Below are 20,540 nucleotides of genomic sequence, written 5' to 3' on the forward strand. Positions count from 1 at the left end.
GTGGCTGGTGCACGTCGGCGCCACCGTCCTGCGCGAATCCCCCGGTCCGGCCCCCCGTGCGGTAGGGCACACCGTACAAGCAGGCGGCGACCGCCACCAATCCGTCAGCTCGGCACCGTCAGCTGCCAGACGTGACCGTCGGGGTCGGCGAAGGTGGCGGTGAAGCCCCAGGGCTGGGCGGCGGGTTCGGTGATGACGGTGGCGCCGGCCGCGCGGGCCCGGTCGAGGGTGGCTACGACCTCGGCTTCGGTGGGGAGGGTGAGGGCGAGGAGGCATTCGCTGGTGCCGGGGGCGGCGGCCGCGCGGTCGCCGAGTACCCAGCCGAAGCCGCCGGTGGGGATGAGCATGAGGGTGGTGCGGGCGTCGAGGCGGTATTGCAGCGGCTCGGGGACGCCGTCGTCGGCGAGTTCGCCGAAGGGTTCGAGGGCGAGTACCTCGCGGTGGAAGGCGACGGCGCGGCGGCGGTCCTCGGTGGGCAGCGCGATCACCACGGGCGGGACCTGGGTGCTGCTGCGGAGCAGGTAGATGTCCATGATCCAGCCCTTGGCGGCGCGCAGCTCGGCGCGGCGGGAAACGATGCGCGGGCCGACCTCGGCGAGCGGCCCCTCGATCAGCTCCTCGTCCGGCATGCCGAGGTAGGCACCCCACCAGATGTGCACACCGTCCGGCGCGAGGGTGGTCCACGCGCAGTCGCCGTCCAGCATGACCAGCGTCGGGTCGTTGCCGAGGCCGTCGGCGCGGAGCCTGCGGCCGGTGGTGATGTGCACCGGCTCGCCGATGCCGTGCAGCACCGTGCGGTGCGCCGCCGCCAGCGCCTGCGCGCTGGTGACGCCGGGGATCACGGTGTACTCGAAATCCTGGGTGCCGCGGATGGTCTCGATCAGCCGCAGGGTGCTGTCGTAGAGCGAGGGGTCGCCCCAGACCAGGATGCCGCCGACCCCGTCGACGGCCGCGAACTCGGCGGCGAGCAGCGCGGCGCGGCGGCGGTGCCAGTCCTCGACCGCGCCGCGGTAGTCGGCGGGGTCGCGATCGCGCGGAGGGTCCTGCACCTCGACCACCCGGTGCCCCGGCTTGGCGTGCCGGTCGAGGATGGTGGCGCGCAGATCGAGCAGTTCCCGCTTGTCCTCGCCCTTGCCGATGACGAAGAAGGTGTCGACCCGGCCGATCGCCGCGACGGCCTGCAGGGTCACCTGGTCCGGGTGGCCTGCGCCGATTCCGATCACGTGGAGCGTCCGCATGCGCCGAGACTAGAGTCGACGTGTGACGACTGCGCCGGACACCCAGTACGAGGACCTGCTCCGCCTGGTCCTGAGCACCGGAACCGCCAAGGGCGATCGCACCGGCACCGGCACCCGCAGCGTCTTCGGCCACCAGCTGCGCTACGACCTGAGCGCCGGGTTCCCGCTGGTCACGACGAAGCGCGTGCACCTCAAGTCGGTGGTCTACGAGCTGCTCTGGTTCCTCCGCGGCGACTCCAACGCGCGCTGGCTGCAGGAGCGCGGGGTGAAGATCTGGGACGACTGGGCCGGCCCGGACGGCGAACTCGGCCCGGTCTACGGCGTGCAGTGGCGGTCATGGCCCACCCCCGACGGTCGCCACATCGACCAGATCGCCGGCGTGCTGGAGACCCTGCGCACCGACCCGGACTCCCGGCGCATGCTGGTCTCCGCGTGGAACGTCTCCGAACTGCACAAGATGGCGCTCGCGCCGTGCCATGCGCTGTTCCAGTTCTACGTCGCGGACGGCAAGCTCTCCTGCCAGCTGTACCAGCGCAGCGCCGACCTCTTCCTCGGCGTCCCGTTCAATATCGCCTCGTACTCCCTGCTCACGCACATGGTGGCGCAGCAGGCCGGGCTCGGCGTCGGCGAGTTCGTCTGGACCGGCGGCGACTGCCACATCTACGACAACCACGTCGCGCAGGTCACCGAGCAGCTCGGCCGCGACCCCTATCCCTTCCCCGAGCTGCGGCTGCGCGCGGCGGATTCGCTGTTCTCCTACGACTACGACGATGTCGAGATCCTCGGCTACCAGCACCACCCGACCATCAAGGCGCCGGTGGCGGTGTGACCGCGCGGACCGTCGGGCTGATCTGGGCGCAGACCCCGGCCGGGGTCATCGGCAGGGACAACGGAATTCCGTGGCGGGTGCCGGAGGACGTCGCGCACTTCAAGGCGACCACCGCCGACCACCCGGTGATCATGGGCCGCCGCACCTGGGATTCGCTGCCCGCGCGGTTCCGCCCGCTGCCCGGCCGCCGCAATATCGTCGTCACCAGGCAGCCGGAGTGGCGCGGCGACGGCGCCGAGCCTGCCCCCTCGATCCCGGCCGCGCTCGCGCTGGCGGGCACCGGCACGGTCTGGGTGATCGGCGGCGCCGAGATCTACCGGGACGCGCTCACCGCCGCCACCGACCTCGCCGTCACCGAGGTCGATCTGGAGGTGGCGGGCGACAGCTTCGCCCCCGCCCTCGGCGCCGAATGGTCCGCCGACGACGTGCCGTGGGAGCTGTCCGGCACCGGCGTCCGCTACCGCATTCGCCGGTATCGGCGCGCGGACGGCTGAACCCGGCATATCGCCGCCGGGGGTCGGGCATACTCCAGAACATCAGCACCTGTCGGCGCGAAAGGTTGTCATGGACAAGAAATCGCTCACTGCGGTGGCCCGGCAGCAGCTGAAGCTCGCGGCGACCGCGACCAGCGGCCGAAGCTCGCAGACCCTGTTCGGGGGACACGCCAATGCCCTGCGGCAGACCGTGGTCGCGCTCACCGCGGGGCAGAGCCTGGGCGAGCACGACAATGCCGGGGAGGCGACGCTGCTGGTCATCAGTGGGACGTTGATCCTGATCAGCGGGACCACCGAGTGGAAGGGGTCGGCGGGCGACCTGCTGGTTGTCCCCAGGGCGCGGCACAGCGTGCAGGCTGTGGATGATGTGGCGTTTCTGCTGACCGTCGCGAAGTCCTGAGCGCGCCGACGCTCTAGGCTGGCGGGCATGGGTGAGCCACAGCCGATCCTCGAACCGCTCACACCGGCCGCCATCTTCCTCGTCGCCACGATTGCCGAGGGTGGCGAGCCGGTGGTCCGTGACCTGCTCGCCGACCTGCCCGGGCTCCGCCGCTCGGTCGGCTTCCGGTTGCCAGGCGCCGGGCTGACCTGCGTCGCCTCCATCGGGTCGGCGGCGTGGGACCGGCTCTTCGCCGGGCCGCGCCCGGCCGAGCTGCACGAGTTCCGAACCTTCCAGGGCGCGGTGCACAGCGCCCCCTCGACCCCGGGCGACCTGCTTTTCCACATCAAGGCCGAGGTGCACGACGCCTGCTTCGAGCTGGCCATGGTGATCGGCGACCGGCTCGGTGACGCGGTGCGGATCGTGGACGAGACGGTCGGCTTCCGCTACTTCGAGCAGCGCGACCTGCTCGGCTTCGTCGACGGCACGGAGAACCCGGAGGGCGCCACCCCGCAGTCGGACGCCGGCCGCACCGCGCTGATCGGCGACGAGGACCCGGATTTCGCGGGCGGCAGCTACGTCATCGTGCAGAAGTACGTGCACCCGATGGACAAGTGGCGGGCGCTGCCGGTGCCGGAGCAGGAGAAGGTGATCGGCCGCACCAAGCTGGACGACTTCGAGATGGCCGACGAGGTGAAGCCGCCGGATTCGCACGTCGCGGTGAACACGATCATCGACGAAGACGGCACCGAGCGGCAGATCCTGCGCGCCAACATGCCGTTCGGCAGCGTCAAGGACGGCGAGTTCGGCACCTACTTCGTCGGCTACGCGGCCACGCCCAGCGTCACCGAGCGGATGCTGGAGCGCATGTTCACCGGCACCCCGGACGCCGCCTACGACCGCATCCTGGACTTCTCCGTCGCGGTCACCGGCACGCTGTTCTTCACGCCGCCGAACGACTTCTTCGACGACCTGCCCGATCCGCCGGAGCGGCCTGCGGCATCCGCCGTTGCCCGACCGGCCGACGGCTCGCTGGGAATCGGCACGCTGAAAAGGAGCACCAACCGATGAACAACCTGCACCGCGAACTCGCGCCGATCACGCCGGAGGCCTGGGCGCAGATCGAGGAGGAGGCCACCCGCACCTTCAAGCGGCATATCGCCGGGCGCCGCGTGGTCGACGTCTCCGGGCCGTTCGGGGTGGACTACAACGCCGTCGGGCTCGGCCGCACCAGCCCGATCGCCGCGCCGGACGAGGGCGTCGAGGCGCGGCAGCGGGTGGTGGCGCCGCTGGTGGAGCTGCGGGTGCCGTTCACGCTCTCCCGCGAGGAGCTCGACAATGTCGAGCGCGGGTCGCAGGACACCGATCTGGATCCGGTCAAGGACGCCGCCCGCAAGATCGCCTTCGCCGAGGACCGCGCGGTCTTCGAGGGGTACCCGGCCGCCGGCATCAAGGGCATCAGGGCCAGCGCCTCGAACCGGCCGATCGCGCTGCCCACCGACATCAGGCTGGTGCCGGAGGCGGTCGCGCAGGCGCTCTCCGCGCTGCGGCTGGCCGGCGTGGACGGGCCGTACTCGGTGCTGCTCAGCGCCGAGCTCTACACCGAGGTCTCGGAGACCTCGGACCACGGCCACCCGATCCGCACGCACATCGAGCGGCTGCTGCCCGACGGCGAGATCATCTGGGCCCCCGCCATCGACGGCGCCGTCGTGCTGACCGGCCGCGGCGGCGACTTCGACCTGCGCGTCGGCCAGGATCTCTCGATCGGCTACCTGACCCACGACGCCGAGTCGGTGCGGTTGTACTTCCAGCAGAGCATCCAGTTCCTGGTGTACACCTCCGAGGCCGCGGTCTGCCTCTCCGCGTGATGGACGACGCGGTGACGACGGAGCACCCGGCCCCGGTGCGGGCCGGGGTGGTCCCCGGTTCCCGGATCGCGCTGTACGCCGCGGCGGCGGTGCTGGTGACGGCGGTGCCCAGCGCCGCGGTGGTCGCGCTCTTCGGGGTGAACCGGGTGGTCACCGGGGTGCTGCTCGGCGGGGTGCTCGGGATCGCGGTGCTGGTCACGCTGTTCCGGCGCGATGCCGTGGTGCTCACCGAGCGCGGGATCGAGCGGCGCACCCCGTGGTCGGCGCGGCCGCTGGACTGGGAGCGGGTGGTCGGCGGGCGGTTCACCCTGGACGAGAAGCAGCGCTGGGCGCTGGCGCTCGACCTCACCGGCGACGCCGAGCTGGTGCTGCTCTCCATCCCGCCGGTGCTGCGGCCGGTGAGCAACGCCTACGAGATGCGCAAACGCGAGCAGGTGCTGCAGGTGCGGCAGCTGCTGCGGGAGAAGCGGATCCCGATCACCGTGCTGCCGGAGATCGCAACCGCATTACAACGGCACTGGCGCCTGGCACCCCCCGCCCGCTGACCGGTATACCTGGTGCGGGGCGAGACGCGGAGGCTGAAGTGTCGATGAAGAAGGGCGCCAATGTCGCGGTGCCGACCTCGGTGCTGCGGATCGAGGTCTCGGCGGCGCCGGACGTCGCCGCGCTGTTGCTGACCGGGGGGCGGGTGCGCAGCGACGCCGACTTCGTGTTCTTCAACCAGCCGGCGCACCCGTCCGGGGCGGTGCACTACGAGCGTGCGCACATGCTGGTCGCGGATCTCTCCCGGATCGAGGACGAGGTCGACGCCGTCGTCCTCGCCGTCGCCGGTGACGAGCCGCTCGGCGCGCTCGCCGCGCGGGTGCTCGATTCGACCACCGGGGCCGAGGTCGCCGTCTTCGAGTGCCGGGGCGAAGGGGAGAACGCGCTGGTCGTCGGGGAGCTGTACCGGCGCGGGGGCGGGTGGAAGTTCCGTGCGGTCGGGCAGGGGTACACCTCCGGGCTGGAAGGGCTGGTCGTGGCGCACGGGGTTTCGGTGGACGAGGACGGGCCCGATGCCGAGGTGCCGTCGGGCGCCGCGGCGGGGGTGCCCGGCGCCGGGGCGGCCGCGGGCGGGCCGGGTCCGGTTGCCGGGGGCGCGCCGGGGGCGCGGGACAGCGCGGCTCCGGCGCAGTGGCCGACACCGGCTCAGCAGTATCCCGCCGCTGATCCGGTTGCGCCGCAATTCTTTTCGGCTCCGGCGCGAAACGCGCCGACCCTGCCCAACCCGGGCCCGGTCGGCGGCGGGGTGCCGCACCCGACGATGGTCAACCCGAACTCGCGGGGCGGGGCACCGCAGCCGACGATGGTGAACCCGCGCGCGAACGCGCCCTACCCCACGGCACCGGTCACGGTGACCGAGGAACTGCCGACCCTGTCGCTGACCAGCGTCGGCGCCACCTCGGGGCTGCTCAGGGTCAACCTGAGCTGGTCGATCCCCACCATCCGCGGTATCGCGGGCCGCGGCGCCCCCGAAAGCCCCCTCGACCTGGACCTGTGCTGCCTGTGGGAGCTGCAGGACGGCAGCAAGGGGATCGTGCACGCGCTCGGCGAGTTCGGCACCCTCTCCGGCCCCCCGTTCCTGAAACTCGACACCGACGACCGCACCGGCCGCCCGGACGGCGAGAACCTGCTCATCGACCTCGACCACACCCGCGACTTCCGACGCATCCTCGTCTTCGCCTCGGTCTACGAGGGCGCCGACGACTTCCGCGGCGTCACCGCCACCGCCACCCTGCACCCGGTGTACGGAGCGCCCATCGAGCTGAGCGTCGCGGGCTGTACCGACAACTCGCGCAAGGTCGCCCTCGCCATGCTGGAGAACGTCGCAGGCGACCTGGTGCTGCGCCGCGAGGGCCGCTTCATCCCCCCGCCGACCCGCCCGCCCTTCTTCCTGAACATGGCGGTGGACGAGGCGTATTCGTGGGGTTTGGCCTGGGTGAGCGCACCGGCCAAGGAGTAGGGTGACGCACCGGGAGGGGATATGACGGGTGACGCACCGCTCCGGGTGGTTCCGGAGGATGTCCAGGCGATCGGCCGGTACGCCGCCGATGTCGCCGAGCAGCTGAAATCGGGGGCGGGTTCGCTGGACGGCGAGGTGCAGGCGCTCTTCGGCACCTGGCAGGGCAGCGCCGCCGACGCCTACCGCACCGGCTGGGACGAGATGCGGGACGGCGTGCTGCAGACCTTCGACGCGCTCAGCGATCTGGCGGCGAAGCTGGGCGCGAGCGTGGCGGCCCAGCAGGAACAGGAGACGTCGAGCTCCGCGACCCTGCTGAACGTGGACTGACATGTCCGACGAGTTCGCCTTCGACCTCGAGCACATCGACCGGGTGACCGCGCCCGCGGCTTCCAGGAGTTCCTCGCCGGGCACCTCGACGAGCTGGACCGCCGGGTGCAGGAGCTGGTGCAGGCCGGGAAGTGGACCGGCGCGGCCGCGACGGCCTACGCCGAGGAGCACCGCGAGTGGCTCACCGCGACCAGGGAACTGCTGGACGGCCTGGCCCGGATGGAGGAGACCGCGCGCGTGGCCCGCGATTCCTATGCCGAGGCGTCCGCGGTGAACCTGCGGATGACCGGGGGCTGACATGGCCTCGGTCGCGCCGCACTCCTACTACACCGCCGCCGACGCCTGCTACCAGCTGTCGCGGGAGTTGCAGACGGCCTACAACCCGCTGCAGACGGTGCTGCTGGAGACCGGCGGCATGGCTGGCAGCTACCCGGCGGTGCTGGCCTGGTCCGCGAGTTACGACGAGCACGCAGCCGCCTTCACCCTGGCGGCCACCAACTTCGTCAACGCGCTCCAGCATTTCGCCGACATCCTCATCGCCTCCGGCTACAACTGGGAGTGCGCGAACTACGCCGCCAATCGGGATCCGAACAAGGGCATCGGCCCGGCCTGCCCGCGCACCATCCCCTCGGAGACGCCGTACGGGGTGAGCACCGTGACCGGGGTCGCGTCCTCCCGGAACAACGGCCCCGGGCTGGAGAGCGACTTCCCGGAGCTGTTCGACAAGGTGACCGCGCAGATCGCGGGCGGCGAGGTCCCGGACGGCGACACCGACAAGCTGGACCGCGCGGCGAAGGCGTGGAAGGCGTACGTCGACAACGACACCGTCTTCGCCGCGGAAGCGCGGCTGCGGCTCATCGCCGACGGGCTGCAGCGGTTCGACGCACCCGACGTCCCCAACCTGATCGAACACCTCCGGACGCTCTCCACCAACGCCGGGCAGCTCCGGCTCGCCGCCGACGACCTGGCGAAATCGACGGCGAGCCATCGCACCGCGCTCGTCGCGATGCGGGCGGAGATCAGCACGCAGATCGCGGCGACGCTCGTCGTGGCGTCCGTGGTCATCGCGGTGGCGCTGGTGGCGGTCCGGAATCCGCGGGCGCTCGCGGCCGAGGGGATCGCCATCGACGTCACCGCGACCGCGATCGTCCGGATCGCGGGCACCTTCTTCGCCACCCTCGGTGGAATCCAGTTCGGCACGGCGACCCTGGCGACCGGTGCGCTCGCCACCATCACCGGGCTGACGATTCTCTCCATCGCCGGGGACGCCACGTTCAACGCGAATCGCAAGCCACCGGCCGACGCCTACGATCCGGACGGGGCGAAGGCACCCGGAAAGCCCGGAGACACCGAGGGGTTCGTGCCGCCCAAGGGCGGCGAGCAGTGGGTGCCGTCCCCCAACGGCAGGGGCTTCGGTTGGCTCGACGCCGATGGCAAGGTGTGGGTTCCCACCGGAAAGGGTTCCACGGCCCACGGCGGCCCGCACTGGGATGTCCAGGACGGGAAGAGTTACGACAATGTCTATCCCGGCGGGAAGAGGCGATAACCGACATGACCGATGTGGTACTCGAAGCTACGGGTGTTCTGTACTACTCGTACAACGACGAGGCGGCATTCTTCGAATGGCTCGACAAGGTCGGCTGTGTCGCGTCGTACCGCGGCGAGTTGCGGACGCTACACATCACCCTCGAGTTCGACACCGTCGATGAAGAGGACCTGCGCGACCTCGTCGCCCTCTATCGGCGATACGACATCGACCTGCGCGAACTGCGGGTTCTGAACGCGGACACGGTCGGGCCCTGGTTCAGCGACCCCGCTCGGTCCTGGCACGACGAGGTCTTCGGAGCAGGTTCGCTCTGACCCGTTTCACCGAACTCCGCACCCGGTGCAGAGTTTTCGAATTCATACCCCGCCGCAGCGATCGGCGGCGCCACGGAGCGCGGTACGGGCAGCAGCGACGGCGGGATGCCCACCGGTGCCGCGGCGATACGCCAGGTGCGTCCGGCGCTGGATCGGCAGCGGGGTGAGCACCACGCCGTCCGGCGCACCGGCGGTTCCGAGGTCGGGGACGAAGGCGACGCCCTGACCTGCCGCGACCAAGGCGAGCACCGCGCCGAAATCATCGGCGTGGTGCCGGATGCGCGGGGTGAAACCGGCCGCCTCGCAGGCGCGCACGGTGAGCGCGTGGCACAGGGTGCCCGGCGTCCCGGCGATCCAGGCGGAATCGCGGTGCGCGGCGAGCGGTTCCGCGGTGCGGGCGGCCAGGTGGACGGTCTCCCGGAGCAGCGGTTCGGTCTCCAGCCCGGGGTCGGCGCGCACGGGGACGTAGTCGTACTCCTGGACCAGGGCGATATCGAGCCGCTCGCCGCGCAGCGCGTCCGGTACCGAGGCCGGGTCCAGTTCGGTGACCATGAGATCGAGTCCGGGGTGCGCGCTGCTCAGCGCCACGATGGCGGGGGTCAGGATGGCGGGCACGGCGGAGGGGAAGACGCCGATGCGCAGGGTGCCGGTGAGCGCCGCTGCCGCGGTGGCGAGTTCGGCGGCGGCCCGCTGCAGGGTCGCCAGGATCTCCTCGGTGCGCTCGACCAGCCCGCGCGCGGCGGGGGTCAGCGCGACCCGGCGGCCGGTGCGCTCCAGCAGCGGCACCCCCGTCTCCCGTTCCAACGCGCTGAGCTGCTGCGACACCGCCGACGGGGTGTAGTTCAGCGCGTCGGCCACGGCGGCGATGGTGCCGCGGTGCGCCAGTTCCCGGAGCAGCCGCAGCTTGCGGACATCGAGCATTAGCTGAGCTTAACCTCGACATCGCGAACCTGAACTGGACCTGATGAGTGATCGGGGCGAAGGTCGAACCATGCTCCGCACCGGCCTGTACGTCCCGCTGATCACCCCGTTCACCGCCGCCGGCGAACTCGCACCCGACGCGCTGGAGGCGCTCGCGCACGCCGTGCTCGCCGACGGCGCCACCGGGCTGGTCGCGCTCGGCACCACCGCCGAAGCCGCGGCGCTCACGCCGGAGGAGCGCGGCACCGTCATCGAGATCTGCGCGAGCGCCTGCGCCGAGTTCGGCGCACCGCTCATCGCGGGCGCGGGCACGAACACCACCGCCGCCTCGATCGAGCAGCTCGCGGGGCTGGATCCGCGGATCGGCGCCGCGCTCACCGTGGTCCCCTACTACACCCGGCCGTCCGAAGACGGTGTGGTCGAGCACTTCCGGCTGCTCGCCGCCGCGGCCTCGGTGCCGCTGATCGTCTACAACATTCCGTACCGCACCGGCCGCACGCTGAGCGCGGAGACGCTCGGCCGGATCGCCCGCATCCCGAACATCGCCGGTTTCAAGCACTCCACCGGCGGCATCGACGAGACCACCATCGCCTTCCTCGCCGACCTCCCCTCCGACGTCTCGGTCCTGGCGGGCGACGACCTCTTCACCGCACCACTGCTCGCCCTCGGCGCGAGCGGAGCCATCCTGGCCTGCGCCAATATCGCCGCCAGCCCGTACGCCGACCTCATCACCGCCTGGCACGCGGGCTCGATCGAGCACGCGCGGCAGCTCGGCCACCGGCTCGTCCCGCTCACCCGCGCCCTCTTCGCCGAGCCCAACCCGACCGTACTCAAGGCCGTGCTCGCCGCCGAGGGCCGCATCCCGAGCCCGCACGTCCGCCTCCCCCTGCTCCCCGCGCGCCCGGAGTCGACGGCCACCGCTCTGGCCTGCGTGGACCGGCTCCGGCTGCTCCCGCGGGGGTGACCGGACGCCGGGCGGCATGACCTGGTCCGCGACCCGCGGACAACCTCGGCGCTACCCTCGCGTGCCGGCGAGCGATTCCAGTAGCGCGACGGCTTCCGCTCGCACCGCGCCCTCGGCTCCGAGCACCCGCAGCACCGCCTCCGGAATGGTGTGCTCCGCGTACTCCGGCGCGACCCCTTCGTCGGAGCGAATATTGATCACCGTCTCCACCAGCCGGAACGGAAGCACCTCCGCACCGGGAACGGCGCCGAGGTCGGCGAGGACGCGCCGGGCGAGCTCCTCGTAGTGCCCGCGCAACTCGTCCCGGCGCAGGCGGAAGGCGGCGAACCGCTCGGTGCGCAGCTCGGGGAGCAGGTAGAGCGCGCCGAGATTCCAGCGCGCGGCACACAGCTGCCTGACATCGAAGAGCGCGAGCGCGTAGAGCCGAACAGCAGCCGAAGCAGAGTGCGCGGCCAACCCCTCGGCGAATTCCAGTGGCCCGGCGACGGTGTCGGCGAGCAGCGCGTCCAGGATGTCGTCCTTGGCGGCGAAGTGGTGGTACAGCGAGGCCTGCCGGATGCCGACCGCGTCGGCGACCGCGCGGGTCGAGGTATTGGCGTAGCCCTTGGTGGTGAAGAGCTCCCCCGCGGCGTCCAGAATCTCGGCCCGCGGCGTCTGCCCGTGCCTGCGCCGCTGCTCGAGCCGCGGGCGCCCCGGTCCGAGGTTCGTCACGCAGCCATTCTGGCACTGCGCCGGAGCGAACCCATCTCGCACCACCCTGACCTGCATGGAGAGATTCCTGTCATCCGACAGAAACTCACGCAACGCAGACGTTACGGCGCTTGACCGGAGCGATACACAGCGGTCACCGGGAACGCGATCGGCGGGTCAAAACTGTCACCCGATAGATATTTCGGCCCGTCCCGAAGGAACCGATCATGGCCACCACCCTGGAACCCACCGCCCCCGGGAGCCCGCCGTCCGACACCCGCGACGGCGCCGACCTCGCGACGTTCGGCTACGAACCGGTGCTGCACCGCAAGCTGGGGCGCTACGCCTCGTTCGCGGCAGGCTTCTCGTTCGTCTCCATCCTCACCACGATCTTCCAGTTCTTCGCCTTCGGGTACTCGTTCGGCGGCGCCGCCTTCTTCTGGACCTGGCCGCTGGTCTTCGCCGGCCAGTTCCTGGTCGCGCTGAACTTCGCCGAGCTGGCCGCCCGCTACCCCATCTCGGGCTGTATCTACCAGTGGTCACGCCGGCTGGCTGGCGAGATGGTCGGCTGGTTCGCCGGCTGGCTGATGATCATCGCGCAGATCGTCACCGCGGCGGCCGCGGCGATCGCGCTGCAGGTGGTGCTGCCGAGCATCTGGAGCGGGTTCCAGATCATCGGCACCGACACCGCGCTGACCTCGCACGACGGCGCCATGAACGCGGTGCTGCTCGGTAGCGCGCTGCTGGTGGTGACCACGGTGATCAACGTGATCGGCATCGACCTGATGGCGCGGATCAACTCCATCGGCGTGACCATCGAGATCGTCGGCGTGCTCGCGATCATCGGGCTCTTCTTCACCAGCGCGGAGCGCGGGCCGGATGTCGTCTTCGACACCTCGCAGGCGGTCGAGGGGCCGTACTGGATGGCCTTCCTGATCTCCGGGCTGATGGCGGCGTACGTGATGGTCGGCTTCGACTCGGCCGGTGAGCTCTCCGAGGAGACCAAGAACCCGCGCCGGGTCGCGCCGCGCACCATTCTCACCGCGCTCACCGCATCGGCGCTCGGCGGCGGGCTCATCCTGGTCGGCGCGCTGATGGCGGCGCCGAGCCTGGACGACGGCGCGCTCGCCGAGGGCGGGCTGGCCTACGTGCTCACCGCCAAGCTGGACAGCCCGGCCGGAACGGTGCTGCTCGGCTGCGTCGCGGTGGCGATCATGGTGTGCACGCTGGCCGTGCAGACCGCCGGTTCGCGGCTGCTGTTCTCGATGGCGCGGGACGGCAAGCTGCCCTTCGCCAAGGCGCTGGCCGCGGTGCACCCGCGGTACGGCACGCCGGTGCTGCCCGCCATCGTGATCGGCGCCGTCGGGATCGCGCTGCTGGTGCTGAACCTGGGCAACTCGGCCATCTTCGCCACCCTGGCCAGCGTCGGTATCGCCACGCTCTACCTGGCCTACCTGCTGGTGACCACGCCGCTGCTGGTGCGCCGGTTCCGCGGGTGGCAGAGCGAGCCGGGGCTGTTCGGGCTCGGCCGCTTCGGGATTCCGGTCAACCTGCTCGCGGTCGCGTGGGGCATCGCCATGACGGTGAACCTGGCCTGGCCGCGGGCCGAGGTGTACACGCCGGAGGGCGGCTCCTGGTGGATGCTCTGGGCCGCGCCGCTCTTCGTGCTGCTCGCCGTCGGCGTCGGCTTCGCGATCTACCGCACCGTGGCGGACAAGCCCGCCCCCGCCCTCGTCCCCTGATCCGCGCGGCGGTGGCGATGCCGGTCGCCACCGCCGCGGCGGTGCGGTGGCTGCCGACCCGGCGGCCGCCCCTGGCCGCCGCCCGGCGCACGCCCCTTGGCGGCCGCGCTGTGTGGCCGTGCCGGATTCGACCGCCGGGTCGGTTCACCCGGTCCGGCCACCACCACCGCAGGGCAGAGCACACTCTCGCGAACTACCAGGAGCCTCGATGACCAGCACCGATTCGACTACGGCCGCCAGGGCGCACGCCCGCGCGCAGGCATCCGCCGCCGCGCTCACCGAACCCGAACTGCCCGCGGACGTCGATCCCGCGAAGGTCGTGCTCCGCGACCGCATCCCGGCGGGCGGCTACCTGACGAGAGTCCTTGCCCGCGGCACCCGCCTCCGCCTCACCGACCCCACCGGCACCGCCTGCGCGCACCTCCTGCTGCTGCGCGCCGAGGCCCCGTGGGAGCGGCTGAACGTCGCCGACACACTCAAGGTCCCGTGGCAGGCGTACCTCGGCACCGGGCACCCGCTCCTCTCCGACCAGGGCCGGGTGCTAGCCACGGTGCTCGCCGACACCTCGGGCCACCACGACGCGCTCTGCGGCCCGACGCCCGAGGTCCGGCACGCCCTGCGGCTCGGCGCGGCCAAACACGGGCTCGCCCCCGCCGACGTCGGGCCGACGCTCTCCTTCTTCCGCGGGGTCCGGGTGGACACCGACGGCGCGCTGGTGAGCACCGGCAGCGCCGCGCCTGGCGCCGCGCTCGACCTGCTGATCCACCTGCCGGTCACCGTGCTGCTGGCGACCGGCGGCCACCCGCTGGACGAGCGCCCGGCCGCCGAACTGGACGTGGTCGCCTGGGCCGCCCCGGCGGACCTGACACTGCAACCCAATTCGGACCCGGAGTACCTGCGGGCCGTCGACAACACCGAGGCGGCTTGGACCGCTTCCCGCGACCAGGGGGTCCCGGCATGACCAGCACCGAAACGCTCGTCCTCGACGAGACCGTCGCCGCCTGCGCCCCCTGGTCCACCGTGGTGCGCGCCGGCGAGCAGCTGCGGATCATCGACCTGCACGGCAACCAGGCCGTCGACTGCCTGCTCTACTCCGCCGCCGACCCAGCCGGCGAGCGGTACAGCGCGCAGGCGACCGTGACCGCGCAGCGCAATATCTTCCTGACCACCGGCAGCGTGCTGCGCACCGACTCCGGCGCCGCGCTCATGACGGTGCTCGCCGACGAGGTCGGCAACCACGACACCCTGGCGGGCGCCTGCTCGCAGGAGTCGAACACGCTGCGCTACGGGCAGCACACCAGGCACCAGCACGCCTGCGTGGAGAACTTCCTCACCGAGGCGCTGAAGTGGGGGCTCGGCAAGCGCGACCTGGTCTCGAACATCAACTGGTTCATGAACGTCCCGGTGGAGCCGGACGGCACGCTCGGCATCGTGGACGGGCTCTCCGCGCCGGGCAAGTCGGTGACGCTGCGCGCCGAGATCGACACCCTGGTGCTGGTCTCCAACTGCCCGCAGATCAACAACCCGTGCAACGGCTTCGACCCGACGCCGGTGCGCATGGTGGTGACCCGATGAGCGTTCTCACCGACTCCGTGCTCCTGCCGGACGACCTGGCGCAGGTCTCGACCGTTACCGTCGTGCGTCCCGGTCCGCTGAGCACGATCCAGGACTGGCCGGGCCGCACCGGGTACTGGCACGTCGGCGTCCCGCCGTCCGGCCCGATGGACGATCTCTCGTTCCGACTCGGCAACCGCTCGGTCGGGAATCCGGAGGGCGCACCCGGCCTCGAGTGCACCCTGGCCGGACCGACCCTGCGCTTCGAGCGCGCCACCGCGGTCTGCGTGACCGGCGCCCCCGCTCCGATCACCGTGAACGGCGATCCGGTTCCACAGTGGCGCGCGGTGACCGTGCCCGCGGGCGGCACGCTCGAGGTCGGCGCGGTGACCGGGCCGGGGCTGCGGGTCTACGTGCTGATCGCGGGCGGCCTCGACCTGCCCGAATACCTCGGCAGCAGCGCGACCTTCACGCTCGGCAAGTTCGGCGGCAGCACCGGCGGAATCCTCCGCGCGGGCGAGACACTGCCGCTCGGCGAGCCGGTCAACGCGACCACCGGCGCGGTGCCGATGGAGCACCAGCCCGCGCTCACCCGGCACTGGCAGCTGGCCGTCACCGAGGGCCCGCACGGCGCCCCCGAGTTCTTCACCCGCGCCGATATCGACACCCTCTACGCGACCCCCTACGAGGTGCACTTCAACTCCGACCGCACCGGCGTCCGGCTGATCGGCCCGAAACCGGCCTGGGCCCGCCCGGACGGCGGCGAGGCCGGGCTGCACCCGTCCAATATCCACGACACCCCGTACTCCGTCGGCGCACTCGACTTCACCGGCGACACCCCCATCCTGCTCGGCCCGGACGGTCCCAGCCTCGGCGGTTTCGTCTGCCCGGTCACGGTGACCGCCGCCGACCGCTGGAAGCTCGGCCAGCTCGCCCCCGGCGACACCGTGCGCTTCGTCCCGGTGCGCAGTGCCGCCACCGCCCCGCTGCGCGCGCTCGGCCGGGAACGTCGCGCCGGTTTCCCGATCGTGCTCAGCGCCGGCGGCGACGGCGACAACGGCGTGCTGCGCCGCGGCCACGTCGACGACGAGACCTCGGTGACCTACCGGCGCGCGGGCGACCACGGCGTCCTCGTCGAATACGGCGAAATGACCCTGGACCTCGCGCTCCGCGCCCGCGTGCACGCGCTGCACCAGCACCTGCTCGCCGACCGCCCGCGCGGCATCACCGAGCTCACCCCTGGCATCCGCTCGCTGCAGATCCGGGTCGATCCGGCGCTGCTCCCGGTCCCCCGGCTGCTCGACCTGCTCGCGGAGGCGGAATCCGCCATCCCGGCGGCCGGCGACCTGGTGGTCCCCAGCCGGACCGTGCACCTCCCGCTCTCCTGGGACGACCCAGCCACCCGCGAGGCCATCACCCGCTACATGCACGGCGTCCGCGCCGACGCGCCCTGGTGCCCGTGGAACATCGAGTTCATCCGGCGCGTCAACGGTTTGGACTCGGTCCAGGAGGTGTACGACACCGTCTTCGATGCCGAGTACCTCGTACTCGGACTCGGCGACGTCTACCTGGGCGCCCCGGTCGCCACCCCCACCGACCCCAGGCACCGCCTGGTCACCACCAAGTACAACCCCGCCCGCACCTGGACCCCCGAGAACGCCGTCGGCATCGGCGGCGCCTACATGTGCATCTACGGCATGGAAGGGCCGGGCGGGTACCAGTTCGTCGGCCGCACCACCCAGGTGTGGAACCACCGCGCCACCGGTTCCGACGACCCCTGGATGCTGCGGTTCTTCGACCGGATCCGCTGGTACCCGGTCGAAGCGGACGAACTGCTCGACCTGCGCGCCGACTTCACCGGAGACGTGCGCACCGAGGACGGTTCCTTCTCGCTCGCGGAGTACCGCGGGTTCCTGGATGCCGAGGCGGATTCCATCGCGGAGTTCCGGGGTCGGCAGGAAGAAGCATTCGGGGCCGAGCGGGAGTCCTGGCGGCGGGCGGGTGAGCTGTAGGGGTCCGGTAGCGACGCGCAGTGCTCTGAGCTGACTCCCACGGTCAGCTTGCGCCCAGGTGCCGCTCGATCGATTCGACCTTCCCTGTCATCGCATCGGTGACGCCGGGCCGGATGTCGCCCTTCAGAACGATGCCGGCTCGCGGCGCGACAACCAGCACAGCGTCGATGGCCTGCTTGATCACCCCCATCACCTCGTCCCACTCTCCCTCGATGGTTGTGAACAGAGCATTGGTCTCGTTGGGTAACCCGCTCGCGCGGATGACCCGCACCGCTTCGGCAACTCCCGCACCGACGCTTTCGCCGTTCCCCATGGGCGTGATCGAGAACGCGATGATCACCTGTGCCTCCTACTTCGCTGGTCTTCGTGACTATGAGGCGGGAAGGAGATCGGCGATGTCGCGGTGGAGTTCGGCGGCACCGATCACCTGCTTCTGCTGAGCGTGCTTGGCGGCCTGCCGAACAGTTCGAAGTCCGTCGATGATTCGAGCGGAGCCGGTTCCAACGGCGTCGCCGAGCGCTTGCCGGCCGAGGAGCACCCCCTCGTCACCATCACCGTGCCGAAGCTGCAAGGCGGACAGTTGCATCAGGCCGAGTCGTCTCGAGCGAATCTGTTCGTCGGGAAGCGTCAGCGCGACGCGCAGCCTGCCGATGGTTCGCTCCACTTCGGTCTCTCGCCGGTAAGCCAGATCGAATACGCCCTGGGCTGCATCGCCGCGAAGCATAGCGTCGCTGTAGTAGGCGCCGAAGCCTTCGTGGTCGACATCCGGGTGGTCATCGCCCCGGGATTCGGCGAACAGCTGCTCGGCGTGCTCGACAGCCCGCAGGCATTCGACGGCATTGCCGAGCTGACCGAAGGCGCGGGCTTGTACCGCCGCGATGTCGGCCCGACGTAGCAGCGACAGCCGATCGGGCCGCATACCGGCCATGCCGAGCATCGTCAGCGCGTCGTCGGCCTGACCGAGGAAGATGGCCTGCCGCGCCAGACAGGTCAGGATGGCGGCCCGAAGCCACCAGGCATCGGATTGTTCAGCGCAGTGCCATCCGGCGTGGAAGCTGGCCTTCGCCGCAGCGTGATTACCGCGGTCGTAGTGCGCCCAGCCGACGACCCGAAACAACGTCCCCGCTGCTTCGTGCATCGCCCGGTGGAGCGGTTGCGGCATTTCCGTTCGCAGGTAATCGGCTACGGCGCGCACCTGGTTCACCATCTCGTCACCGACCGGCAGGCCCGAATCGTCAGCGGAACGGAAAACCGATGCCCATGCCGATACTCGCTGCACGTGCGCCATCCCGACGCGAGCGGGAAGCTGGTCGAGCGGGCCTGCGGCAGCAGCGATCATCTCGTCGCTGAGCATTGTTGCCGACACGGCGAGCACCCCCCGCAGGAAGTCATTGCGTCGCACATCATCCGCCTGAAGCGCTCGGGACCATGTCACTTCATCATAGGGCGACCGAGCAGGCCCGGCCGGTGTGGACTTCCTGCCACCTCGCCGCCGCCCCTGCCAGGCAGCTTCGCCTTCGGCGACGATCTGCTCGAACCGGGCGCGGTCATCGGCGGTCGCCCGTTGCGCGTAGGCGGTATCGAGAATCGCCTGCGTACCCGGACGTGGCACGACCGTGCCGAGTCCGCGTCGCCAGTTCGCGACGGTCGTTATTTCGACTCCGAGCAGAGCGGCGAAATCCCGCACCGAACAGCGCATGGCTTCCTGTAGGGCCACGGCTTCGAATCCGGTCCACGCCCGCCCTCTGACCACATTTCCCCCTACGTCACCACTCGTCGAGCCGGGCGAACGCGAACTACACGCCAACGCTATCGCAACAGCGCGTACTTCGCCTGAAACACGCTGCCGGGCAGTGTAAATGCCGGTACCCGGTGCCGGGGAGACGCCTGGAATCGAGTCAGGCGCACCGACTGCCCTGCGGTGCGGTAGGCCGGTGGCGAAAGCCCTCGGTGCCGGGTATCTCCGCTTCTCCCAGTCCTTACGCGGCGCACTGCACACGGAGGCTCTCAGCTCGATGTCCACGAAAAAATCGCCTGCTACGGATGGAATCACCGAACTCGGTCCACCACGTCGAGTCCGACACATACATATCGAATCCGGCCCCCTGAGCTTGGACTTCATCGCCGGCGCCGAACACGCTCGAGATGTCTCCGACGAATTGGCGCCATGCTTCCCGGAAGTCATTGTGACCGTGGATGACGATATCTATCCGGGTTTGCCGCCCCTACCTTGCGCGAGATTGTGGGAGTAACGCGATCGGCCGAAGTCAGGTGTGCGCGAAACCGGCGGTGTCGTGCTGCGGGTGCTCCTGGGCGCGCAGCCGCGGCATGACCTCCTCGAGAGCCTCGAGCAGCAGGTCCGCGAGGTCGTGGGTGAATCCGTTGCGCACGACGATGCGCAGCGCCGCGAGATCCTCGCGGTCGGCCGGGAAGGTGTAGGCGGGGACCAGCCAGCCGTGTTCGCGCAGGGCCGCGGAGACGTCGAAGACCGAGTAGCCGGTCTCGCCGTCGGCCAGGGTGAAGGCGAAGACCGGGAGTTCGCTGCCGTCGGTGAGCAGGCGGAACGGGCCGAGCGCGGCGATCCGCTCGGCCAGGCCGGTGGCGACGTCGCGGCAGTACTGCTGGATGCGGGTGTAGCCGGTGCGGCCGAGCCGCAGGAACGAGTAGTACTGGGCCACCACCTGGGCGCCGGGGCGGGAGAAGTTGAGCGCGAAGGTCGGCATCTCGCCGCCGAGGTAGTTGACCCGGAAGATGAGGTCGTCGGGGAGCGCGGGGGTGTCGCGCCAGAGCACCCAGCCGACGCCCGGGTAGACCAGGCCGTACTTGTGGCCGGAGGTATTGATCGAGGCGACGCGCGGGAGGCGGAAGTCCCACTCCAGGTCCGGGTCGCAGAAGGGGGCGATCATCGCACCGGACGCGCCGTCCACGTGCACCGGGATGTTCCAGCCTTTGTCCTTCTCCAGCTGGTCCAGCGCGGCGCAGATCTCGGCGACCGGCTCGTAGCTGCCGTCGAAGGTGGAGCCGAGGATGGCGACGACGCCGATGGTGTTCTCGTCGCAGTACGGGAGCGCGGCCTCGGCGGTGAGGTGGAAGCGGTCGCCCTCCATCGGCACCAGGCGGGGCTCGACGTCCCAGTAGTTGGCGAACTTGTCCCAGCAGACCTGGACATTGCCGCCCATCACCAGGTTCGGCCGGTCGGCCGGAAGCCCGGCCGCCCTGCGCTGCTGCTGCCACCGACGCTTGAGCGCCAGCCCGGCCAGCATGCATGCCTCGCTCGACCCGGTGGTCGAACAGCCGGGCGCGGTCGCCGGGTCGGGAGCGTGCCACAGGTCGGCGAGCATGTGCACACAGCGCTGCTCCAGCTCCGCGGTGCGCGGGTACTCGTCCTTGTCGATCATGTTCTTGTCGAAGCACTCGCGCATGAGTTCCTGCGCGGCGGGCTCCATCCAGGTGGTCACGAAGGTCGCCAGGTTGAGCCGGGCATTGCCGTCCAGCATGAGCTCGTCGTGCACCACCTGGTACGCGACCTCGCAGTCCAGCTCGCCCTCCGGCATGCGATCCCGCGGCACGGTGATCGGCTCCCTGGTGAACACCGGGTTGACCGCCACCTCCTTCGGCCGGCGGGGGTGCGGGTCGGACGGGTGCGACAGCGGCATAGCG

General features: G+C 70.9%; 22 protein-coding genes and 1 pseudogene. 16 read left to right on the plus strand and 7 right to left on the minus strand.

All coding sequences use genetic code 11. The features are described from left to right. Positions 1–104 precede the first annotated feature (104 nt). The gene (locus ACFUJ1_RS20195; protein WP_378647832.1) at positions 105–533 is read right to left on the minus strand and encodes a VOC family protein; all 429 of its coding nucleotides are present in this window, start codon (positions 531–533) and stop codon (positions 105–107) included. Then, positions 513–1,238 (minus strand): annotated as a pseudogene (cobF, locus tag ACFUJ1_RS20200) (precorrin-6A synthase (deacetylating)); the annotation flags it as partial. The gene ACFUJ1_RS20195 and the pseudogene cobF, both read right to left, overlap by 21 nt. Before the next feature lie 22 nt (positions 1,239–1,260). On the opposite strand from cobF, the gene ACFUJ1_RS20205 reads away from it, so the two are divergent. From ACFUJ1_RS20205 to ACFUJ1_RS20255, 11 genes are all read left to right on the plus strand, one after another. Beyond that, entirely contained in the window at positions 1,261–2,067 is an 807-nt protein-coding gene (locus ACFUJ1_RS20205) for a thymidylate synthase (protein ID WP_378647685.1), read from the plus strand. Next, on the plus strand, positions 2,064–2,561 hold the full coding sequence (locus tag ACFUJ1_RS20210) for a dihydrofolate reductase (protein ID WP_378647687.1): 498 nt from the start codon (positions 2,064–2,066) through the stop codon (positions 2,559–2,561). The genes ACFUJ1_RS20205 and ACFUJ1_RS20210 overlap by 4 nt, the downstream gene beginning before the upstream one ends. Before the next feature lie 70 nt (positions 2,562–2,631). Then, positions 2,632–2,961: a cupin domain-containing protein gene (locus ACFUJ1_RS20215; protein ID WP_378647688.1), complete on the plus strand. Its 330-nt coding sequence runs from the start codon at positions 2,632–2,634 to the stop codon at positions 2,959–2,961. Between the two features lie 27 nt (positions 2,962–2,988). Next, positions 2,989–4,011: a Dyp-type peroxidase gene (locus ACFUJ1_RS20220; RefSeq protein ID WP_378647689.1), complete on the plus strand. Its 1,023-nt coding sequence runs from the start codon at positions 2,989–2,991 to the stop codon at positions 4,009–4,011. Then, a complete protein-coding gene (locus ACFUJ1_RS20225) occupies positions 4,008–4,808 on the plus strand; it encodes a family 1 encapsulin nanocompartment shell protein (protein WP_378647690.1) in 801 nt (266 codons plus the stop codon). Before ACFUJ1_RS20220 ends, ACFUJ1_RS20225 begins: the two co-directional genes overlap by 4 nt. Positions 4,809–4,819: 11 nt before the next feature. Next, on the plus strand, positions 4,820–5,353 hold the full coding sequence (locus ACFUJ1_RS20230) for a hypothetical protein (protein WP_378647691.1): 534 nt from the start codon (positions 4,820–4,822) through the stop codon (positions 5,351–5,353). 44 nt (positions 5,354–5,397) lie between these two features. Beyond that, entirely contained in the window at positions 5,398–6,810 is a 1,413-nt protein-coding gene (locus ACFUJ1_RS20235) for a TerD family protein (RefSeq protein ID WP_378647834.1), read from the plus strand. A 21-nt stretch (positions 6,811–6,831) separates the two neighbouring features. Further along, the gene (locus ACFUJ1_RS20240) at positions 6,832–7,137 is read left to right on the plus strand and encodes a WXG100 family type VII secretion target (protein ID WP_378647692.1); all 306 of its coding nucleotides are present in this window, start codon (positions 6,832–6,834) and stop codon (positions 7,135–7,137) included. A gap of 105 nt (positions 7,138–7,242) precedes the next feature. Continuing rightward, complete coding sequence (locus ACFUJ1_RS20245) at positions 7,243–7,434, plus strand: WXG100 family type VII secretion target (RefSeq protein WP_378647693.1); 192 nt, start codon at positions 7,243–7,245, stop codon at positions 7,432–7,434. A gap of 1 nt (position 7,435) precedes the next feature. Next, on the plus strand, positions 7,436–8,683 hold the full coding sequence (locus ACFUJ1_RS20250) for a polymorphic toxin type 37 domain-containing protein (RefSeq protein WP_378647694.1): 1,248 nt from the start codon (positions 7,436–7,438) through the stop codon (positions 8,681–8,683). Positions 8,684–8,688: 5 nt separating this feature from the next. Then, the gene (locus ACFUJ1_RS20255; protein ID WP_378647695.1) at positions 8,689–8,997 is read left to right on the plus strand and encodes a hypothetical protein; all 309 of its coding nucleotides are present in this window, start codon (positions 8,689–8,691) and stop codon (positions 8,995–8,997) included. A 42-nt stretch (positions 8,998–9,039) separates the two neighbouring features. On the opposite strand, the gene ACFUJ1_RS20260 is transcribed toward ACFUJ1_RS20255, so the two are convergent. Continuing rightward, positions 9,040–9,918, minus strand: a complete 879-nt coding sequence (locus ACFUJ1_RS20260) for a LysR family transcriptional regulator (RefSeq protein ID WP_378647696.1) — start codon at positions 9,916–9,918, stop codon at positions 9,040–9,042. Positions 9,919–9,988: 70 nt separating this feature from the next. Between ACFUJ1_RS20260 and dapA the strand changes: the two genes are divergently transcribed. Then, positions 9,989–10,882, plus strand: coding sequence for a 4-hydroxy-tetrahydrodipicolinate synthase (dapA, locus tag ACFUJ1_RS20265; RefSeq protein ID WP_378647697.1), 894 nt, complete (start codon positions 9,989–9,991; stop codon positions 10,880–10,882). A gap of 51 nt (positions 10,883–10,933) precedes the next feature. Here the strand turns inward: dapA and ACFUJ1_RS20270 are convergent, their stop codons facing one another. After that, positions 10,934–11,593 carry a TetR/AcrR family transcriptional regulator gene (locus tag ACFUJ1_RS20270; RefSeq protein ID WP_378647698.1) on the minus strand — a complete coding sequence of 220 codons (660 nt, stop codon included), beginning with the start codon at positions 11,591–11,593 and terminating at the stop codon, positions 10,934–10,936. Positions 11,594–11,799: 206 nt separating this feature from the next. Between ACFUJ1_RS20270 and ACFUJ1_RS20275 the strand changes: the two genes are divergently transcribed. From ACFUJ1_RS20275 to ACFUJ1_RS20290, 4 genes are all read left to right on the plus strand, one after another. Further along, on the plus strand, positions 11,800–13,314 hold the full coding sequence (locus ACFUJ1_RS20275; protein WP_378647699.1) for an amino acid permease: 1,515 nt from the start codon (positions 11,800–11,802) through the stop codon (positions 13,312–13,314). Between the two features lie 208 nt (positions 13,315–13,522). Next, complete coding sequence (locus tag ACFUJ1_RS20280) at positions 13,523–14,275, plus strand: DUF1989 domain-containing protein (protein WP_378647700.1); 753 nt, start codon at positions 13,523–13,525, stop codon at positions 14,273–14,275. Then, a complete protein-coding gene (locus ACFUJ1_RS20285; RefSeq protein ID WP_233020569.1) occupies positions 14,272–14,889 on the plus strand; it encodes an urea amidolyase associated protein UAAP2 in 618 nt (205 codons plus the stop codon). Before ACFUJ1_RS20280 ends, ACFUJ1_RS20285 begins: the two co-directional genes overlap by 4 nt. Continuing rightward, complete coding sequence (locus ACFUJ1_RS20290; protein WP_378647701.1) at positions 14,886–16,880, plus strand: 5-oxoprolinase/urea amidolyase family protein; 1,995 nt, start codon at positions 14,886–14,888, stop codon at positions 16,878–16,880. Before ACFUJ1_RS20285 ends, ACFUJ1_RS20290 begins: the two co-directional genes overlap by 4 nt. Before the next feature lie 43 nt (positions 16,881–16,923). On the opposite strand, the gene ACFUJ1_RS20295 is transcribed toward ACFUJ1_RS20290, so the two are convergent. The 3 genes from ACFUJ1_RS20295 to ACFUJ1_RS20305 all read right to left on the minus strand — a co-directional run bounded on the left by ACFUJ1_RS20295 (position 16,924) and on the right by ACFUJ1_RS20305 (position 20,536). Further along, positions 16,924–17,220: an MTH1187 family thiamine-binding protein gene (locus tag ACFUJ1_RS20295; RefSeq protein ID WP_378647702.1), complete on the minus strand. Its 297-nt coding sequence runs from the start codon at positions 17,218–17,220 to the stop codon at positions 16,924–16,926. A gap of 30 nt (positions 17,221–17,250) precedes the next feature. Next, positions 17,251–18,597 carry a hypothetical protein gene (locus tag ACFUJ1_RS20300; RefSeq protein WP_378647703.1) on the minus strand — a complete coding sequence of 449 codons (1,347 nt, stop codon included), beginning with the start codon at positions 18,595–18,597 and terminating at the stop codon, positions 17,251–17,253. A gap of 550 nt (positions 18,598–19,147) precedes the next feature. Then, positions 19,148–20,536 carry a glutamate decarboxylase gene (locus ACFUJ1_RS20305; RefSeq protein ID WP_378647704.1) on the minus strand — a complete coding sequence of 463 codons (1,389 nt, stop codon included), beginning with the start codon at positions 20,534–20,536 and terminating at the stop codon, positions 19,148–19,150. Positions 20,537–20,540 lie beyond the last annotated feature (4 nt).

It is taken from the genome of Nocardia sp. NPDC057227 (assembly GCF_042669725.1).
Lineage (GTDB): Bacteria > Actinomycetota > Actinomycetes > Mycobacteriales > Mycobacteriaceae > Nocardia > Nocardia asteroides_A.

Coding starts and splice junctions, on each gene's coding strand:
- ACFUJ1_RS20280 (WP_378647700.1), top strand. CDS start 13,523: ATGACCAGCACCGATTCGACTACGGCCGCCAGGGCGCACGCCCGCGCG.
- ACFUJ1_RS20290 (WP_378647701.1), top strand. CDS start 14,886: ATGAGCGTTCTCACCGACTCCGTGCTCCTGCCGGACGACCTGGCGCAG.
- ACFUJ1_RS20220 (WP_378647689.1), top strand. CDS start 2,989: ATGGGTGAGCCACAGCCGATCCTCGAACCGCTCACACCGGCCGCCATC.
- ACFUJ1_RS20275 (WP_378647699.1), top strand. CDS start 11,800: ATGGCCACCACCCTGGAACCCACCGCCCCCGGGAGCCCGCCGTCCGAC.
- ACFUJ1_RS20260 (WP_378647696.1), bottom strand. CDS start 9,918: ATGCTCGATGTCCGCAAGCTGCGGCTGCTCCGGGAACTGGCGCACCGC.
- dapA (WP_378647697.1), top strand. CDS start 9,989: ATGCTCCGCACCGGCCTGTACGTCCCGCTGATCACCCCGTTCACCGCC.
- ACFUJ1_RS20255 (WP_378647695.1), top strand. CDS start 8,689: ATGACCGATGTGGTACTCGAAGCTACGGGTGTTCTGTACTACTCGTAC.
- ACFUJ1_RS20250 (WP_378647694.1), top strand. CDS start 7,436: ATGGCCTCGGTCGCGCCGCACTCCTACTACACCGCCGCCGACGCCTGC.
- ACFUJ1_RS20305 (WP_378647704.1), bottom strand. CDS start 20,536: ATGCCGCTGTCGCACCCGTCCGACCCGCACCCCCGCCGGCCGAAGGAG.
- ACFUJ1_RS20225 (WP_378647690.1), top strand. CDS start 4,008: ATGAACAACCTGCACCGCGAACTCGCGCCGATCACGCCGGAGGCCTGG.
- ACFUJ1_RS20240 (WP_378647692.1), top strand. CDS start 6,832: ATGACGGGTGACGCACCGCTCCGGGTGGTTCCGGAGGATGTCCAGGCG.
- ACFUJ1_RS20215 (WP_378647688.1), top strand. CDS start 2,632: ATGGACAAGAAATCGCTCACTGCGGTGGCCCGGCAGCAGCTGAAGCTC.
- ACFUJ1_RS20285 (WP_233020569.1), top strand. CDS start 14,272: ATGACCAGCACCGAAACGCTCGTCCTCGACGAGACCGTCGCCGCCTGC.
- ACFUJ1_RS20235 (WP_378647834.1), top strand. CDS start 5,398: ATGAAGAAGGGCGCCAATGTCGCGGTGCCGACCTCGGTGCTGCGGATC.
- ACFUJ1_RS20195 (WP_378647832.1), bottom strand. CDS start 533: ATGGACATCTACCTGCTCCGCAGCAGCACCCAGGTCCCGCCCGTGGTG.